This is a genomic window from Streptomyces sp. NPDC019396, assembly GCF_040632375.1.
Classification (GTDB): domain Bacteria; phylum Actinomycetota; class Actinomycetes; order Streptomycetales; family Streptomycetaceae; genus Streptomyces.
This window is the reverse complement of the sequence record NZ_JBEYBS010000005.1, coordinates 1-14,324: the sequence shown is the minus strand read 5'-3', so window position 1 is coordinate 14,324 and position 14,324 is coordinate 1. Positions and strand designations below refer to the sequence as shown.

The 14,324-nt window shown below is 70.1% G+C and carries 13 protein-coding genes and 1 pseudogene; 4 read left to right on the top strand and 10 right to left on the bottom strand.

Annotation, left to right across the window (positions count from 1 at the left end; genetic code table 11):
- Positions 1 to 20 precede the first annotated feature (20 nt).
- Together ABZ532_RS07070 and glmS are read right to left on the bottom strand one after the other, a co-directional pair.
- A complete protein-coding gene (locus ABZ532_RS07070) occupies positions 21 to 389 on the bottom strand; it encodes a holo-ACP synthase (RefSeq protein ID WP_361280144.1) in 369 nt (122 codons plus the stop codon).
- On the bottom strand, positions 386 to 2,233 hold the full coding sequence (gene glmS, locus ABZ532_RS07065) for a glutamine--fructose-6-phosphate transaminase (isomerizing) (protein WP_361280143.1): 1,848 nt from the start codon (positions 2,231 to 2,233) through the stop codon (positions 386 to 388). Before glmS ends, ABZ532_RS07070 begins: the two co-directional genes overlap by 4 nt.
- Positions 2,234 to 2,300: 67 nt before the next feature.
- On the opposite strand from glmS, the gene coaA reads away from it, so the two are divergent.
- The gene (coaA, locus tag ABZ532_RS07060; RefSeq protein WP_361280460.1) at positions 2,301 to 3,293 is read left to right on the top strand and encodes a type I pantothenate kinase; all 993 of its coding nucleotides are present in this window, start codon (positions 2,301 to 2,303) and stop codon (positions 3,291 to 3,293) included.
- 11 nt (positions 3,294 to 3,304) lie between these two features.
- Positions 3,305 to 4,252: a DUF389 domain-containing protein gene (locus ABZ532_RS07055; protein ID WP_361280142.1), complete on the top strand. Its 948-nt coding sequence runs from the start codon at positions 3,305 to 3,307 to the stop codon at positions 4,250 to 4,252.
- On the opposite strand, the gene ABZ532_RS07050 is transcribed toward ABZ532_RS07055, so the two are convergent.
- The 5 genes from ABZ532_RS07050 to ABZ532_RS07030 form a co-directional block, all read right to left on the bottom strand.
- Complete coding sequence (locus ABZ532_RS07050; RefSeq protein WP_361280141.1) at positions 4,241 to 5,653, bottom strand: alpha/beta hydrolase; 1,413 nt, start codon at positions 5,651 to 5,653, stop codon at positions 4,241 to 4,243. The genes ABZ532_RS07055 and ABZ532_RS07050 overlap by 12 nt on opposite strands.
- Positions 5,654 to 5,880: 227 nt before the next feature.
- Positions 5,881 to 7,239: a phosphoglucosamine mutase gene (glmM, locus tag ABZ532_RS07045; protein ID WP_361280140.1), complete on the bottom strand. Its 1,359-nt coding sequence runs from the start codon at positions 7,237 to 7,239 to the stop codon at positions 5,881 to 5,883.
- Positions 7,240 to 7,438: 199 nt separating this feature from the next.
- Positions 7,439 to 7,957: a 30S ribosomal protein S9 gene (gene rpsI, locus ABZ532_RS07040; protein ID WP_361280139.1), complete on the bottom strand. Its 519-nt coding sequence runs from the start codon at positions 7,955 to 7,957 to the stop codon at positions 7,439 to 7,441.
- A 41-nt stretch (positions 7,958 to 7,998) separates the two neighbouring features.
- The gene (gene rplM, locus ABZ532_RS07035) at positions 7,999 to 8,442 is read right to left on the bottom strand and encodes a 50S ribosomal protein L13 (RefSeq protein ID WP_361280138.1); all 444 of its coding nucleotides are present in this window, start codon (positions 8,440 to 8,442) and stop codon (positions 7,999 to 8,001) included.
- A gap of 321 nt (positions 8,443 to 8,763) precedes the next feature.
- Complete coding sequence (locus tag ABZ532_RS07030; RefSeq protein WP_361280137.1) at positions 8,764 to 10,383, bottom strand: ATP-binding cassette domain-containing protein; 1,620 nt, start codon at positions 10,381 to 10,383, stop codon at positions 8,764 to 8,766.
- Positions 10,384 to 10,439: 56 nt separating this feature from the next.
- Here ABZ532_RS07030 and ABZ532_RS07025 point away from each other — a divergent pair, with 56 nt between their 5' ends.
- Positions 10,440 to 11,348: a hypothetical protein gene (locus ABZ532_RS07025; protein ID WP_361280135.1), complete on the top strand. Its 909-nt coding sequence runs from the start codon at positions 10,440 to 10,442 to the stop codon at positions 11,346 to 11,348.
- 233 nt (positions 11,349 to 11,581) lie between these two features.
- Positions 11,582 to 12,505 (top strand): UTP--glucose-1-phosphate uridylyltransferase, encoded by a 924-nt coding sequence (locus ABZ532_RS07020; RefSeq protein WP_361280459.1) that lies wholly within the window; start codon positions 11,582 to 11,584, stop codon positions 12,503 to 12,505.
- 69 nt (positions 12,506 to 12,574) lie between these two features.
- On the opposite strand, the gene truA is transcribed toward ABZ532_RS07020, so the two are convergent.
- The 3 genes and pseudogenes from truA to ABZ532_RS07005 all read right to left on the bottom strand — a co-directional run.
- Positions 12,575 to 13,450, bottom strand: coding sequence for a tRNA pseudouridine(38-40) synthase TruA (gene truA, locus ABZ532_RS07015; protein ID WP_361280134.1), 876 nt, complete (start codon positions 13,448 to 13,450; stop codon positions 12,575 to 12,577).
- Positions 13,451 to 13,574: 124 nt separating this feature from the next.
- Positions 13,575 to 14,069 (bottom strand): 50S ribosomal protein L17, encoded by a 495-nt coding sequence (gene rplQ / locus ABZ532_RS07010; RefSeq protein ID WP_361280132.1) that lies wholly within the window; start codon positions 14,067 to 14,069, stop codon positions 13,575 to 13,577.
- Between the two features lie 121 nt (positions 14,070 to 14,190).
- Positions 14,191 to 14,324: pseudogene (locus ABZ532_RS07005) on the bottom strand (DNA-directed RNA polymerase subunit alpha); the annotation flags it as partial.

The following is a 14,324-nucleotide window of genomic DNA, read 5'->3' as shown; positions in this document are numbered from 1 at the left end:
CCCGGCGCGAGCCCGGCCCACTACCCCTCCGCGATCACCATCGCCGACGCCACGCCCGCGTCATGGCTCAGCGAGACGTGCCAGGTCCGCACCCCCCGTACCACCGCCGCGTCCGCCACCGTCCCGGTGACCCGCAGGCGGGGCTGGCCGGACTCCTCGACGTAGACCTCGCAGTCGGTCCACAACAGGCCAGCGGGGGCGCCCAGTGCCTTCGCGACGGCCTCCTTCGCGGCGAACCGGGCCGCGAGGGAGGCGGTGCCGCGGCGTTCGCCGCTGGGAAGGAGCAGCTCGCTGTCGAGGAAGAGACGGTCCGCGAGGGCCGGTGTGCGCCGTAGTGCCTCGCCGAAGCGGTCGATCTCGGCGACGTCGATCCCCACCCCGATGATCATTCGACGGTGACCGACTTCGCCAGGTTGCGCGGCTGGTCCACCTCGTTGCCCCGGGCCGTGGCCAGCTCGCAGGCGAACACCTGGAGCGGCACGGTCGCCACCAGCGGCTGGAGCAGCGCGGGGGTCGCGGGGATGCGGATCAGGTGGTCCGCGTACGGCACGACCGCCTCGTCACCCTCCTCGGCGATCACGATCGTGCGCGCGCCACGGGCCCGGATCTCCTGGATGTTCGACACGATCTTCCCGTGCAGCACCGAGCGGCTGCGCGGCGACGGCACGACCACCACGACCGGCAGGTCCTGTTCGATGAGGGCGATCGGGCCGTGCTTCAGCTCGCCGGCCGCGAAGCCCTCGGCGTGCATGTAGGCGAGTTCCTTGAGCTTGAGCGCGCCTTCGAGGGCGACGGGATAGCCCACGTGCCGCCCGAGGAACAGCACCGTGTTCTTGCCTGCGAGCGAGCGGGCCAGCGCGCGCACCGGCTCCATGGTCTCCAGGACCTGCTCCACCTCGCGGGCGATCTCGGCGAGGTCGCGGATGACCGCGCGGATCTCGTCCCCCCACTTGGTGCCGCGCACCTGACCGAGGTAGAGCGCCACCAGGTAGCAGGCCACGAGCTGGGTGAGGAAGGCCTTGGTCGAGGCGACGGCCACCTCGGGTCCCGCGTGTGTGTAGAGCACCGCGTCCGACTCGCGGGGGATCGTGGATCCGTTGGTGTTGCAGACGGCCAGCACCTTCGCGCCCTGTTCGCGCGCGTGGCGCAGGGCCATCAGGGTGTCCATCGTCTCGCCGGACTGCGAGATGGCGATCACCAGGGTGCGGTGGTCCAGGATCGGGTCCCGGTAGCGGAACTCGCTGGCCAGCTCCACCTCGCAGGGGATGCGGGTCCAGTGCTCGATGGCGTACTTGGCGATGAGCCCGGCGTGGAAGGCCGTACCGCACGCCACGATCACGACCTTCTGGGCCTCCCTGAGCACGGACGCGGGGATCCGCACCTCGTCCAGGGTGAGCGAGCCACCCGCGTCGATCCGCCCGAGGAGAGTGTCGGCGACCGCCTTCGGCTGCTCGGCGATCTCCTTGAGCATGAAGTAGTCGTAGCCGCCCTTCTCGGCGGCGGAGGCGTCCCAGTCCACGTGGTACGACCGCACCTCGGCCGGTGCGCCCTCGAAGTCGGTGACCGTCACGCTGTCGCGCCGCAGTTCGACGACCTGGTCCTGGCCCAGCTCGATCGCGGAACGGGTGTACGCGATGAACGCGGCCACGTCGGAGGCCAGGAAGGCCTCGCCGTCCCCGACCCCCACGACCAGCGGCGAGTTACGGCGGGCGCCGACCACCACGTCCGGCTCGTCGGCGTGCACGGCGACAAGGGTGAAGGCGCCTTCGAGCTGCTTGCACACCAGCCGCATCGCCTCGGCCAGTTCACCGCAGGACGAGAACTCCTCGGCGAGCAGATGGGCCACGACCTCGGTGTCGGTCTCGGACGCCAGGTCGTGTCCGCGGTCGGCCAGCTCGCCGCGCAGCGCGGCGAAGTTCTCGATGATGCCGTTGTGGACGACGGCGACCCGGCCCGCGTTGTCGATGTGCGGGTGGGCGTTGGTGTCCGTCGGGCCGCCGTGGGTGGCCCACCGGGTGTGCCCGATGCCGGTCGACCCGCTGGGCAGCGGCCGGTCGGTCAGCTCCTTCTCCAGGTTGAGCAGCTTGCCCGCCCTCTTGGCCGCGGCCAGCCCACCGTCGGCGAGCACGGCGACGCCCGCCGAGTCATAGCCCCGGTACTCCAGCCGTTTGAGGCCGGCGATGACGACATCGAGCGCGGACTGCGCTCCCACGTAACCCACGATTCCGCACATGTCCCGCAGCCTACGGCGTGAGCGATGCCACGCCGCGTTCGGACGCCGCTGCACCGACAATGAGCATGTGATCACTTCGCCGCCACGAAGCCGCAAGCCCGACCGGGCCGAGTCGTCCCCCTACGTCGACCTCACCCGCGCGGAGTGGAGCGCGCTGCGCGAGAGGACGCCGCTGTCCCTGAGCGCGGCCGAGGTCGAAAAGCTGCGCGGGCTCGGTGATGTCATCGACCTGGACGAGGTCAGGGACATCTATCTGCCGCTGTCCCGGCTGCTCAATCTGTACGTGGGTGCCACCGCCAACCTCCGCGGGGCGCTGAACACCTTCCTCGGCGAGGCGGGCAACGGCCACGGCACCCAGCGCGGGACACCGTTCGTCATAGGCGTGGCGGGCTCGGTCGCCGTCGGCAAGTCCACGGTCGCCCGTCTGCTCCAGGCGCTGCTGGCCCGCTGGCCCGAGCACCCGAGGGTGGAGCTGGTCACCACCGACGGCTTCCTCTACCCGATGAAGGAGCTTGAGAGCCGCGGGCTGATGTCCCGCAAGGGCTTCCCCGAGTCGTACGACCGGCGGGCCCTGACCCGCTTCGTCGCCGACATCAAGGCGGGCAAGGACGAGGTCAGCGCCCCCGTCTACTCTCATCTGATCTACGACATCGTGCCGGGCCAGCGCCTCACGGTGCGCCGTCCGGACATCCTGATCGTGGAAGGCCTCAACGTCCTCCAGCCGGCCCTGCCCGGCCAGGACGGCCGCACCCGGGTGGGACTCGCCGACTACTTCGACTTCTCCGTGTACGTGGACGCCCGCCCCGAGGACATCGAGCGCTGGTACCTCAACCGTTTCCGGAAGCTGCGCGAGACGGCGTTCCAGAACCCGTTCTCGTACTTCAGGAAGTACACCCAGGTCTCGGAGGAGGAAGCGCTGGAGTACGCCCGCACCATGTGGCGCACGATCAACAAGGTGAACCTTCTGGAGAACGTGGCCCCCACCCGGGGCCGTGCGACGCTCGTCGTACGCAAGGGCCCGGACCACAAGGTCCAGCGGCTGTCCCTGCGCAAACTCTGAGGAGCTCCCTTGTGCTGCACCTGCGCATGATCGTCCCGCCCGACCGGACCGACACGGTGGTCCACACCGTCGAGAAGACGGTCGGCACGACCCATCTCGTCGTCATCCCGGGTGCCGCACGCAACCCGGCAGGAGATCTGGTGCTGTGCGACGTGGCGCGCGAGGCCGGGGACGCCCTGATCGGGCGGCTGCGGGAGCTCGGTCTGGACCGGGAGGGCGCCATCTCCGTCGAGAGCGTCGACCTGTCGCTGTCCAAGCGCGCCGACAAGGCCGAGAAGGAGGCTCCGGGAGAAGGCGCCGACGCGGTGCTGTGGGAACAGCTCACCGACGCCACCAGCGAGGAGTCGACGCTCACCGTCACCTACCTGGTGTTCCTCGCGCTGGCGACGATGATCGCCGCCTGCGGCGTGGTGCTCGACAACGCGATCCTGATCGTGGGCGCGATGGCCGTCGGACCCGAGTTCGGCCCGCTGGCGGGCCTGAGCACGGCGATCGTGCAGCGGCTGCCGCGGCTCGCCTGGCGCTCTCTGGTGGCGTTGATCGCGGGCTTCGCGGCGGCCATGCTGGTCACGATCGCCTTCAGCTACCTCATGACCGGGATCGGACTGTTCGAGACCTCGATGCTCAAGGCCGAGCGGCCCAACACCGCCTTCATCTACCATCCCGACGCGTTCTCGTTCGTCGTCGCGGTGCTTGCCGGTATCGCCGGCACGCTCTCTCTGACGTCGGCGAAGTCGGGCGCCCTGGTGGGTGTGGCGATCTCGGTGACCACGGTCCCGGCTGCGGCGAACGCCGCCGTGGCCTTCAGCTACAGCGAGTACCGCCAGGCCTGGGGCTCCAGCGAGCAGCTGCTGCTGAACCTGCTCGGGATCATCCTGGCCGGGACGCTCACGCTGCTGACGCAGAAGTGGCTGTGGAGCATCCAGAAGCGCCGTATGTCGCGGATGTCAGCTCACTGAGAGGGTCTCCCCCAGCCAGTCGAAGACGACCTCGCAGTGCGTCTGCGGGGCCATCGGGGAGCAGTGCAGCTGGGCGCCCTGGGCCCTGGTCAGCTTCACGTAGTCCTTGGGTGAGGTGAGCTTCTCGTACATCTCGCGCGGCTGGCCGGGATAGAACTGCTCGTCGTCGTAGTCCAGGACCAGCGTGGGCGCCTTGATACGGCCGACGATGCCGGTGATCGTCAGGGCCTCGACACGCGTGGCGGGTGTGTAGAAGTCGGTGAACATCTTGCCCTGACGGGCGGCGAGCATCGCCGGGATGGAGAACGGCTCGAAGCGCTTCTTGATCGTGGCCGCCGCGTCCGGGGGCAGCTCGGGGACGACCTCCTTGTTCCAGATGTTGTTGGTCTCCTCCTTGCTCGGCGTGAGGATCTCCCGGAGCTGCGGGGGAAAGCCGAGCCAGGGCTCCAGGCAGCCGGGCATCGCGACCAGTGCGGCGATCCGCTCCTCGAACGCGGCGGCGCGGGGCGCGAGGTCACCGCCCATGCTCAGGCCGGTGAGGGCGATCTTGTCGGGGTCCACGTCCGGGCGGGCGACCAGCCAGTCGACGAGCGGGGTGACCACCTTCTCCCAGGTCGGGCTGAACACCACCTGGTCGACGAAGAGCATCTGGCCCTGGCCCGGCCCGTCGTACACCAGCGCGTTCCAGCCCCGGTCCAGGGCCGCGGAGACCCCGTACGTCCACATGTCGACATTCTGCCCGTCGCTGCCGTTGGTCAGGATCACCGTCGGACGGCGCTCGTCGGCCGTATCCGGCCGGAAGAACCACACCGGCAGCGGGGTCTTCTGGTACGGGACGTTCGCCGTCACCGGCGGCGGTTCACAGCCCTTGCAGAACGTGTCCCAGGCGTCGCGTCCGGCCTGGTAGAGCTGTTCCTCGCTGCCCGGATCGTCGGAACCGAGCACGAAGAACAGCGCCTGGCCGTAGTACTGCGCGGCCCTCAGCGCCCGGAAGCGCGTGGTCTGGGCGTCGGCCTTGCTGCCCTGGGGGGCCTTCTCGAGCTGGTCTCCGAGCTTCTTGAAGGTCTCGACATACGTCTGCGCGGACAGCCCCGCCTTGTTGATCGCGTTCACGGCGGTGAGCACCTCGCCCACCTCGCCGGCCCCGGAGCCGGCTCCGCCGAGTGCGAGCAACCCGCTGAAGTTGTACGCCGGGTCCCTGAACAGCGTCATCGCCCCCGGGGTGGGCCCACCGCCCGCCGCTGCGGAGGGCTGCGGCCCACTGCGGCTGGGTGTGGGCGCCTGCGCGGGCGAAGCCCCGTCCGACGAGCTGCACCCGGAGGTCATCAGGGCTCCCGCACCACCGACGAGCCCGGCGAGGGCCGCACGGCGGCTGGGTCGGTCTGCGGACACGTACGTCATACCGGACGAAGGTACGACCGCCGCGACCGCCCGCTGCCCTGCGACACCCGCCCTTCGCCCGAACGGCTCCGGAAACCCCGGGGCCCTACCCGTCCTGCAGGCCGGGTGGACGCCGACCTCGCGGTGCGGGGGGGTGGGTTTCCACGGTGCGGCGGCGCACCGTGGCCCCCCCCGCCACGCGGACGCGAGCCCCTTCCGGGCGGACGGCGCTACTGCTCGGACACGGCCTAGCCCAGTGCTGACTTCACCGCGTCCGCAAGCCGCCCCGCGACGGCCCGGGCCTGCTCGATATCCGCGGCCTCGACCATCACACGGACCAGCGGCTCCGTACCCGAGGGGCGCAGCAGCACCCGCCCGGTGGAGCCGAGCTCGTGTTCGGCGTCGGACACCGCGGCCGCCAGCTCGGCGGAGGTGGAGACGCGGGACCTGTCCACGTCCGGGACGTTGACCAGGACCTGCGGAAGGCGGTCCATCACCGCGGCCAGCTCAGCCAGCGAACGCCCGGTCGCCACGACCCGGGCGGCCAGCATCAGACCGGTCAGGGTGCCGTCGCCCGTGGTGGCGTGGTCGAGCACGATGACATGGCCGGACTGCTCGCCGCCGAGTGCGTAGCCGTGCTCCTTCATGGACTCCAGGACGTAGCGGTCGCCGACCGCGGTCTGCACCAGCGCGATGCCTTCGGCCTCCATCGCCAGCTTGAAGCCCAGGTTCGACATCACGGTCGCGACCACGGTGTCCCCGCGCAGGGTGCCCGCCTCGCGCATCGCGAGGGCCAGCACGGCGAGGATCTGGTCGCCGTCGATCTCGTTGCCCTCGGCGTCCACGGCGAGGCAGCGGTCGGCGTCGCCGTCGTGCGCGATGCCGAAGGCGGCGCCGTGCTCGACCACGGCGGCCTTGAGCGGACCCAGATGGGTCGAGCCGCAGTTGTCGTTGATGTTGAGGCCGTCCGGCTCGGCGCCGATCGTCACGACCTCGGCGCCCGCCCGGGCGAAGGCCTCGGGGGACACCCGGGCCGCCGCTCCGTGTGCCTCGTCCAGGACGACCTTGAGCCCGTCGAGACGGTTCGGCAGGACCGCGATGAGGTGGGCGACGTACCTGTCGAAGCCCTCGTCGTAGTCGCGTACCCGGCCCACGCCCGCGCCGGTCGGCCGGTCCCAGGGAGCGCCGGTGCGGTGCTCCTCGTAGACCGCCTCGATACGGTTCTCCAGCTCGTCCGCGAGCTTGTGGCCGCCGCGCGCGAAGAACTTGATGCCGTTGTCGGGCATGGCGTTGTGGCTCGCGGAGAGCATCACGCCGAGGTCGGCGCCCAGCGCACCGGTGAGGTACGCCACCGCCGGGGTGGGCAGCACGCCGACCCTCAGGACGTCCACGCCCGCACTCGCGAGGCCCGCCACGACGGCGGCTTCCAGGAACTCCCCGGACGCGCGGGGGTCACGTCCGACCACCGCCGTCGGCCGATGGCCCTCGAACGTGCCCGCCTCGGCGAGTACGTGCGCCGCCGCGACCGAGAGACCGAGCGCGAGCTCCGCCGTCAGATCCGCGTTGGCGACACCGCGCACACCGTCCGTGCCGAAGAGTCGTCCCACTGGTTTCCTCCGAAATCGCTCCGACCATGCCAGCCGCTTGGAGCTCCGTGCCGTCTTGCCGTTTATACGCCCAGGAACGCCGGGCTGTGTCCCCCCGAGGCGGCTGCAAAGCGGCATCTGCCGCCAAGAGCCGTTGAAACAGAACGCCCCGGCCGGCACCGAGTGCCGCCGGGGCGAACTATGCCGTACAAGCAGCGGATTAGCGCTTGCTGTACTGCGGGGCCTTACGGGCCTTCTTGAGACCGGCCTTCTTGCGCTCGACCGCACGGTCGTCGCGGCTCAGGAAGCCGGCCTTCTTGAGCGCGCCGCGGTTGTTCTCCACGTCCGCCTCGTTCAGGGCGCGGGCCACGCCGAGGCGCAGGGCGCCGGCCTGGCCGGAGACGCCGCCACCCGCGATACGGGCGATGACGTCGTAGCGGTCGTCGAGCTCGAGCACCTTGAAGGGCTCGTTGACTTCCTGCTGGTGCACCTTGTTGGGGAAGTAGTCCTCAAGGGTGCGACCGTTGATCTTCCACTTGCCGGTGCCCGGAACGATACGGACACGGGCGATGGCGTTCTTACGACGACCCAGGCCGGCGGCCGGCTGCGGGTCGCCGAAGCGGGACGCGAGGGACTCGGAGGTGTACTCGCCCTCGACGGGCACCTCCGACTCGAAGGTGGTGACCTCGGCGTAGGTCTCTTCGCCCTCGACGGGGTACTCAGCGGTGGTCTCGGCCACGATGCTCCTCAGATTCTTTTCGTCTTAGGGGGTGGCCGGACTTACTGCGCGACCTGGGTGATCTCGAACGGAACCGGCTGCTGGGCAGCGTGCGGGTGGTTCTCGCCCGAGTAGACCTTCAGCTTCGAGAGCATCTGACGGCCCAGGGTGTTCTTCGGGAGCATGCCCTTGACGGCCTTCTCGACGGCCTTCTCGGGGTTCTTCGCAAGCAGCTCGTCGTAGCGGACGGAGCGCAGACCACCCGGGTAGCCGGAGTGGCGGTACGCCAGCTTCTGGGTCCGCTTGTTGCCGGACAGGTGCACCTTGTCCGCGTTGATGATGATGACGAAGTCACCAGCGTCGACGTGGGGCGCGTAGATCGGCTTGTGCTTGCCCCGCAGGAGGGTGGCAGCAGTGGTGGCCAGACGACCCAGAACGACGTCCTGGGCGTCGATGACGTGCCACTGGCGCGTCACATCGCCGGGCTTGGGGCTGTACGTACGCACGGTCGTAGCCTTCGCTTCTTCAGTGATGGGGATCCGCCGGGCCCGCGAGGGCACGGAGGACGGGGTCCTGACAAGGCCACCCGGACGATCACGACAGCCATGGCAGCACATCAGGCGACGCAACCCGAGTGCATACCGCTGGTCATCGGCCGGTGGACCGGCGTAAGGGCCCCTCACGTGAGATAGAGCAAGCCAATACGCATAACGAACCAGCAGAATACCCGCGCTCCCCCGCACGGGTCAAAACGTCCTCCCCGGGGGCACGGAGCCGGGATGGCTACAGCGTGCCACCACCCGGCCACCGCACCCGTGGCCGCCCCGCTACCGCACCCGCTCCACCCGCCGCTCGTCCCACACCGGCTCCGGTGTCTCACGGACCCGGCCGTCGGAGCCGAAGACGAGGTAGCGGTCGAAGGACTTCGCGAACCAGCGGTCGTGGGTGACGGCCAGCACCGTGCCCTCGTACGCCTCCAGGCCCTGCTGGAGCGCCTCGGCCGACTCCAGGTCCAGGTTGTCCGTCGGCTCGTCCAGCAGCAGCGCTGTGGTGCCACGGAGCTCGAGGAGCAGGATCTGGAACCTGGCCTGCTGACCGCCCGAGAGCCGGTCGAAGGTCTGGTCGCCCTGGCCCTCCAGCTCGTACCGGCGCAGGACGCTCATCGCCCCGCCCCGGTCCTTGGAGTGCTCCTTCCAGAGGATGTCGACCAGGGTCCGTCCCATCAGCTCGGGGTGGGCGTGGGTCTGGGCGAAGTGGCCGGGGACCACCCGGGCGCCCATCTTCCACAGCCCGGTGTGCGCCACGGCCTCGCCCGCGAGCAGCCGAAGGAAGTGGGACTTCCCCGAGCCGTTGGAGCCGAGCACCGCGACCCGCTCGCCGTAGAACACTTCCAGCGAGAAGGGCTTCATCAGCCCGCTGAGCTCCAGGTTCTCGCAGGTCACAGCACGCACCCCGGTGCGGCCGCCGCGCAGCCGCATCCGGATGTCCTGCTCGCGCGGCGGCTCCGGGGGCGGGCCGGCCTCCTCGAACTTCCGCAGCCGGGTCTGCATCGCCCGGTAGCGCGAGGCCATGTCGGGGCTGATGGCCGCCTGCTGGCGCAGCTTGTGGACCAGCGCCTTCAGGCGGGCGTGCTCCTCGTCCCAGCGCCGCTTCAGCTCCTCGAAGCGGGCGAACCGCTCGCGCCGCGCCTGGTGGAAAGTGACGAACCCCTCACCGTGCACCCAGACGTCGCTGCCCGCGGGCCCTGGTTCCACCGCGACGATCCGCTGAGCGGCCCGTGCCAGCAGCTCACGGTCGTGGGAGACGAAGAGCACGGTCTTGCGGGTCTCCGCCAGCCGCTCCTCCAGCCAGCGCTTGCCCGGGACGTCCAGATAGTTGTCCGGCTCGTCCAGCAGCAGCACCTCGTCGGGGCCGCGCAGCAGCGCCTCGAGCACCAGCCGCTTCTGCTCACCGCCCGACAGCGTGCGCACCAGGCGCCACTGGGCCTGCTCGTACGGGACGCCGAGCGCGGCCATGGTGCACATGTCCCAGACCGTCTCGGCCTCGTACCCCTGCGCCTCGGCCCAGTCGCTGAGCGCCTGCGCGTACCGCATCTGCGCGGCCTCGTCGTCGACGGTCATGATCAGGTGCTCGGCCTGGTCGACCGCCCGAGCGGCCTCCCTGATCCTCGGCTGGGCCACGGAGACCAGCAGGTCGCGGACGGTGCGCTCGTCCCGTACCGAGCCCACGAACTGCGGCATCACTCCGAGGCCGCCGCTGGATGACACGGTGCCGCCGTGCGGCTTGAGCTCGCCGGAGAGCAGCCGCAGCAGGGTGGTCTTGCCCGCGCCGTTGGGGCCGACCAGCGCGGCCACACTTCCCTCCCCCACCCGGAAGGAGATGTCGCCCAGCAGCGGTCGGCCGTCCGGCAGGTAGTACTCCAGATGTCCGGCCTCAAGATGTCCCATAGCGGGGATTGTCACTCCCGGACACGCACTTGCCCAACAGGTTTAGGATGCGCGGCATGAGCTATGGGGGACCGCAGTGGCCGCAGGAGCCACGCCGGCAGTCCGATCAGTCCGGGTCGTTTGACGCCTTCGAACCGTTGGAGTCGTACCGACAGCGGGACCAGCAGTCGCAGTCACCGGACTGGGCCGCGCTGGCCGACGCCTCCGCTGCTCGAACACGCCGCAGGAAGTGGCTGCTGATGGGCGGCGGCGCACTCGCCACCGCGGCGATAGCCACGGTGGTGGCCACGGCCGTCGTCTCGTCCGGCGAGGGCGGTACCGAGGGTTCCGGCAAGACCGCGAGTGAGCTTCCCACCGCCCCTGACCTGCCGGGAGAGAAAGGGGCGGAGCCGTCCTTCTCCTCGGTCGCGCCGCCGCCTCCGCCCAACCCCAAGGAGTTCATCTCGGACGAGAGGAAGGACACGGCGCCGCTCAGCGCCGACACACTCTTCCCGGGCAAGAAGCTGACGATGGGCGACCGCGTCTACACCAAGGGCCCAACCGCGCGCACCACCTCGTGCGCCTCGGCCACCCAGGGTTCGCTGGGCGCCGCCCTCACCGGCAATGGCTGCGACCAGGTGATCCGCGCCACGTACACGAGGGACGGGGTGGCCGTCACCATCGGTGTGGCCGTCTTCCCCACGGAGGCCAAGGCCCAGACCGCGGTCAAGAAATCGGCCAGGAACATCGCCCCGCTGTCGGGCTCGGGGGTCGGCGGCTTCTGCAAGGGCGGCCCGGTGTGCCGCTTCGTGGGCAATTCCTACGGCAGGTACGCCTACTTCACCTCGACGGGCTATCTCAACGGAAAGTCCGTCACCAAGGGTGACCGCAAGGCGTTCCAGCCCGGTGACGATCTGGCGGAGTTCACCTTCCGGCAGATCGTGGCGCGCGGCGAGCAGCAGGCGGAGGCCGCGGCGGCTCGGTGAAGCGGGGCACGCCCCCTGAAGCGAACTCCTCGATCACAAGCCATCAAGAAGTACTGACTGAACATCAGTCAGCGATCGGCATGAATAAGAAACCCATCTGATGCGTATCCGATGTCGTCTGATGTCGGCGTACCGCCTGATCCCGGGGTTCTCGGTCCCTATCATGTGCGGGCACCACAAGAAAGATGGGGGGACCACGGCCCGCACACGCGGCCGTGAACACGCACATGCACATGCACCACACCGCCAACGCACCTGTCATCAAGGCGGTCATTCCGGCGGCCGGACTCGGCACCCGGTTCCTTCCGGCGACCAAGGCCACTCCCAAGGAGATGCTCCCGGTCGTCGACAAGCCCGCCATCCAGTACGTGGTCGAGGAGGCCGCCGCGGCCGGTCTGACCGACGTGCTGATGATCACCGGGCGTAACAAGCGGGCCCTCGAAGACCACTTCGACCGGGCCCATGAGCTGGAGTCGCTCCTCCAGGCGAAGGGCGACACCGACCGGCTCGCGCTGGTCCGCGCGTCCAGCTCGCTCGCCACCGTCCACTACGCACGCCAGGGCGACCCCAAGGGCCTCGGCCACGCGGTGCTCTGCGCCGAGGCGCACGTGGGCGGCAATCCCTTCGCCGTGCTGCTGGGCGACGACCTGATCGACCCGCGGGACCCCCTGCTGGCCCGGATGGTGGAGGTACGCCGGCAGTTCGGCGGCAGCGTCGTGGCGCTGATGCCCGTACCCGAGGACCGCATCCACCTCTACGGCTCCGCGATCGTCCGGCCACCGGCACCCGGGGACGCCACCCGGGACGCCGACGGCGATGTGCGCGTGCTCTCCGGTCTCGTGGAGAAGCCCGCGCCGGGCACCGCGCCGAGCAATCTCGCGGTCATCGGCCGCTATGTGCTCGATCCCGAGATCTTCGGGGTGCTGCACGAGACCCCGCCCGGCCGGGGCGGCGAGATCCAGCTCACCGACGCCCTGCACACGCTGGCGTCCGACGACCGCTACGGACCCGTCCACGGCGTGGTCTTCGAAGGCCGCCGCTACGACACGGGCGACCGGGGCGACTATCTGCGGGCCCAGGTGCAGCTGGCCTGCGAACACCCGGAGCTGGGGGCGTCGTTCACCGACTGGCTGCGCAAGTACGCCGCCGCGCTCTGACCCGGATACGGGTGCGGCCCCTCCCCCGGGAGACTCGGGGTGAGGGGCCGCAGTACGTGTGGCGCGGCTTCAGCAGCAGCCGCCGGCAGCCGCGGACGGGCCCGCGAGCGGCAGCGTCCTCTTGTTGCGGGCCTCACGATTCCTCGCGGCCAGCAACTCATCGGCCGGATAGCCCACTTCCTCCAGCGTCAGACCGTGCGGACGCACCACGTGCACCGCCGAGTCGCGTACGCCCGCCGCCAGCACCTTCCCCGGCCAGTCCACCGGCCGGTGCCCGTCTCCGACGAACAGCATCGCGCCCACCAGGGAACGCACCATGTTGTGGCAGAAGGCGTCGGCTTTCACGGTGGCCGTGAGGATCCCGCTCGGGTCCCGCTCCCAGCGCAGCTCCTGGAGGGTGCGGATGGTCGTGGCACCCTCCCGCTTCTTGCAGTAGGCCGCGAAGTCGTGCTCCCCGAGCAGCCGCTCGGCCGCCGCGTTCATGGCGTCCATGTCCAGCGGCCAGTCATGCCACAGCACATGGCCGCGCAGCAGCGGATCCACGCCCCCGGGCTGGTCGGTCACCCGGTAGGCATAGCGCCGCCAGATCGCGGAGAAGCGGGCGTTGAAGCCCGCCGGGGCCTCTTCCGCCTTCCACACCCGCACGTCGTGGGACAGCCGACCCGCCAGCCGCCGCAGCAGCTTGTCGCGGTGCTCCTGCCACAGTTCCCCGGGGAGATCGACATGGGCGACCTGGCCCCGGGCGTGAACTCCGGCGTCGGTGCGTCCGGCCACCGTCAGTTCGTATGTCTGCGACGACCGGGTCACCGTACGGATCGCGTCCTCGATCTCGCCCTGGACGGTCCGCTGGCCGCGGGTCTGCCGGGCCCAGCCCGAGAAGTCCCTGCCGTCGTAGGACAGGTCGAGTCGTACCCGTACGAACCCGGGCTTCACGTCGTCACTCACGTGTCACATCCTCTGGGAGGTCCCCCTGGGCCCCCCGCGATAGCAGGGCGAAGAAGTCCAGGGGGTGGAACGGGCCCGCCCCCACGAGGGGAGCGGGCCCGTTCTACGGCCTCAGTCAGAACGCTCAGGCGTCCTTGGACTCCTCGGCCGGAGCCTCAGCGGCGTCCTCGGCCTTGGTCTCCTCGGCCTTGGTCTCCTCGGCCTCCTTGACCGCGCGCTTGGCGGCGGCCTCGGCCTCGGCGACGGTCGCCTTCTTGGCGATCTCGCCCTCGACGAGCTCGATCACGGCCATCGGGGCGTTGTCGCCACGACGGTTGCCGATCTTCGTGATCCGGGTGTAGCCACCCGGACGCTCGGCGTAGCGCGGGGCGATCTCGGTGAAGAGCGTGTGGACGACGCCCTTGTCCGTGATCGTCTGGAGCACCAGGCGACGGTTGTGGATGTCGCCCTTCTTCGCCTTCGTGACCAGACGCTCGGCGACCGGACGCAGACGGCGTGCCTTCGCCTCGGTCGTGGTGATGCGGCCGTGCTCGAACAGCGCCTTCGCGAGGTTCGCGAGCAGCAGCTTCTCGTGCGCGGCGCTGCCGCCCAGACGGGCACCCTTGGTGGGCTTCGGCATCGTGTTTCTCCTTGAGATCTGCACCGGCCGTATCAGGTACCGGTGTCAGGACCCCGCAGGCGGACGCCTGCGGGCAGCTATCAGTGCTTCAGAGCCGGGTCGGTACGACCGACCCGGCGGCTCAGTACTGCTCGGTCTCGACGAAGCCCGCGTCCGCGTCGTCGTCGGCGCCGAAGGCGTCCGCGGCGGCGGTCGGGTCGAATCCGGGCGGGCTGTCCTTGAGGGCCAGGCCCATGCCGGCCAGCTTCGCCTTGA

Bases quoted from the DNA above. Each gene is read 5' to 3' on its own strand.
- ABZ532_RS07020 (WP_361280459.1), top strand. From the start codon at position 11,582: ATGCACCACACCGCCAACGCACCTGTCATCAAGGCGGTCATTCCGGCG.
- ABZ532_RS07030 (WP_361280137.1), bottom strand. From the start codon at position 10,383: ATGGGACATCTTGAGGCCGGACATCTGGAGTACTACCTGCCGGACGGC.
- ABZ532_RS07025 (WP_361280135.1), top strand. From the start codon at position 10,440: ATGAGCTATGGGGGACCGCAGTGGCCGCAGGAGCCACGCCGGCAGTCC.
- ABZ532_RS07070 (WP_361280144.1), bottom strand. From the start codon at position 389: ATGATCATCGGGGTGGGGATCGACGTCGCCGAGATCGACCGCTTCGGC.
- glmS (WP_361280143.1), bottom strand. From the start codon at position 2,233: ATGTGCGGAATCGTGGGTTACGTGGGAGCGCAGTCCGCGCTCGATGTC.
- ABZ532_RS07050 (WP_361280141.1), bottom strand. From the start codon at position 5,653: ATGACGTACGTGTCCGCAGACCGACCCAGCCGCCGTGCGGCCCTCGCC.
- rplQ (WP_361280132.1), bottom strand. From the start codon at position 14,069: ATGCCGAAGCCCACCAAGGGTGCCCGTCTGGGCGGCAGCGCCGCGCAC.